Below are 1,987 nucleotides of genomic sequence, written 5' to 3'. Positions count from 1 at the left end.
TGCTAATTGATGAGAAAATGAATCAAACAGAAAACCTGTTCCATCATCATTCAAGAAAACTGTTCCTATTGGAGTAATGTTAGGTATTCCCTCGATAGATACGCTAGCAATATTTACATGCATATTTGCTTTTTGCGCTTTAATAAAAACATCTTTAATTATTTTCCAGTTATTCAAATCAATTTTCATTTTTATAAGTCCTTATTCCAATTCCATTTATTTGTAACTTACATCTGTTTTTAGTTCATTGACTAGAAGAACTAATTTTATATTTTTATAGATATTCTAAAATTAACATAATACACGTTATACGAAATGTGTTATAATTTACTTTGAAATTCATATACTTATTTCAAAGTTTATAGCCCATCTTCCCCAAGGTGGGTTTTTTTTATGATTTTTCACGTTCCACGCCTATTCTTTGAGCAATGTTTCACGCTGTTGATTAGCTCAGTTGAATAATGCCCTTAGCCATTCGGCAAGAAAAACCGGCTTAACCACCCTCTTTTCGGCTGCTCCGGTTCAACATGTTCCGGTACTGGAATACGTTTATTTTCAGTCTGCTCTGGAGTAGTCAATCCGTCATGTTTCGGTTCAGGTTCTGACCGAGGATCCGTTGCTATATCTTGGCTAGGTTTCTGATCGGTAAACGTAGTCATATTGGTTTTTGGAGCTTCTAACAGTCGTTGTATTGCTTCTATTTGATTGTCTTTTGCTTCTAGCTGTTCTCTTTGGAAAACTTCTCGCTCATGTGCAAGTTCTAGCTGTTTTTTAAGTATGTCTACTTGCTGTTTTAGCATGTCTACTTCTGTATCTTTTTGTACCGTAGTAGACTGTAACGTAGTTACATTATTATTTTTATTAGATGGCTCGCCAAATACTCGTATGGCTTCAGATAAATCTATTTTACCATCACTATTTTTTGATAAATCCCCTTTATTTATACGTTTATAGATACTTTGACGATTCATTCCATAGAGTTGAGCTAATTCAATAACAGATAGTGCTTTCATCATGTAACCCAAGTAAAAGTCTGTATGTCAGTAGACAATATTTAGTAATGTAACGTTACATCAATGATTTAACGATAGCCAACCTTTTCAAGCATGGGAGCAAACTCTTTTAACTTCTCAGAATCTTTAAGCATTTCAGCAATTCTTACTGCGAATTGAGGATAGCTTTCAGTTCCTTGAGAGTATTTACTCATTTCAGGAAGTTCAGATAGCTTATTGGAAAATAAGTGGCGTTGAGAGTCAGTCATTTTTTTTGAAAAAAGATCTAGATTGCCAGATATTGTCTGATTTTCTAATGATTTAGTTTTAGATTTTTTTTGTTTAAAAGAAAAAGAAAAACCAGATATTGAACGGCCTTTTTTATGCTGTTGGTAGGTTGCCTCTATATCTGTTTTTTCGCTAATTTCAGAAATGGCTAAGTCAAGAACTCTAGTTTTAAAGTGATCCATACGCTTGTATTCATTAACACCAATTCCAAGTTGTTCTCTAAAAGTTGCTAATTCAAATACTGGCGTTTTTCCAATAGCTTTCCATTGAATTAATAACTCGTATAATCTTGCTGAATATGTACTGTTAAGCTGGGCTGTTTGGCTTAGTAAATATTGAGTAAAAAAGTCTTTAATTCCATCAATTTTACTTATGCCTTGTACAACAGCTAAAGTGAAAACAAGTTCAATAGCCCCTTCATCATCTAGATATTTTACTTGCTGAATCCATCTACTTTTGACTAATTTCCCATCTTCATCAAAGAAGCTAAATCTTCTGTTAAATAAAGAATCCTCTGCTTCTTTCATTCTCTGATAAGCATTTTGCCTTGTTGTCCCAAAAACTTCAGCATATCTCAATGCATCTATTCGTAAAGGAGTATCTGTACTTAGTCCAGTACCCGTATGTCTAGCATCAACAATGGCTAATTGAACAATATGAAACTCTGATAAAGATAGAGTTTGAAAAGCTTGGTTTAACCGATTGGT

General features: G+C 33.5%; 2 protein-coding genes and 1 pseudogene. All 3 read right to left on the bottom strand.

What is annotated here, in order from left to right; genetic code table 11:
• Window positions 1–189: pseudogene (locus FTV38_RS17260) on the bottom strand (pyridoxamine 5'-phosphate oxidase family protein); the annotation flags it as partial.
• Window positions 190–467: 278 nt separating this feature from the next.
• The gene (locus tag FTV38_RS17255) at window positions 468–1,013 is read right to left on the bottom strand and encodes a plasmid replication DNA-binding protein (protein WP_180023019.1); all 546 of its coding nucleotides are present in this window, start codon (window positions 1,011–1,013) and stop codon (window positions 468–470) included.
• Window positions 1,014–1,081: 68 nt separating this feature from the next.
• Window positions 1,082–1,987: replication initiation protein RepM (repM, locus tag FTV38_RS17250; protein ID WP_180023018.1), on the bottom strand; the 906-nt coding region annotated here is incomplete at its 5' end.

The sequence above is a fragment of the Acinetobacter sp. YH16044 genome (assembly GCF_013417145.1).
GTDB classification, from domain to species: Bacteria; Pseudomonadota; Gammaproteobacteria; order Pseudomonadales; family Moraxellaceae; genus Acinetobacter; species Acinetobacter amyesii.
This window is presented reverse-complemented; position numbering and strand designations above follow the sequence as displayed.

Bases quoted from the DNA above. Each gene is read 5' to 3' on its own strand.
- FTV38_RS17255 (WP_180023019.1), bottom strand. From the start codon at position 1,013: ATGAAAGCACTATCTGTTATTGAATTAGCTCAACTCTATGGAATGAAT.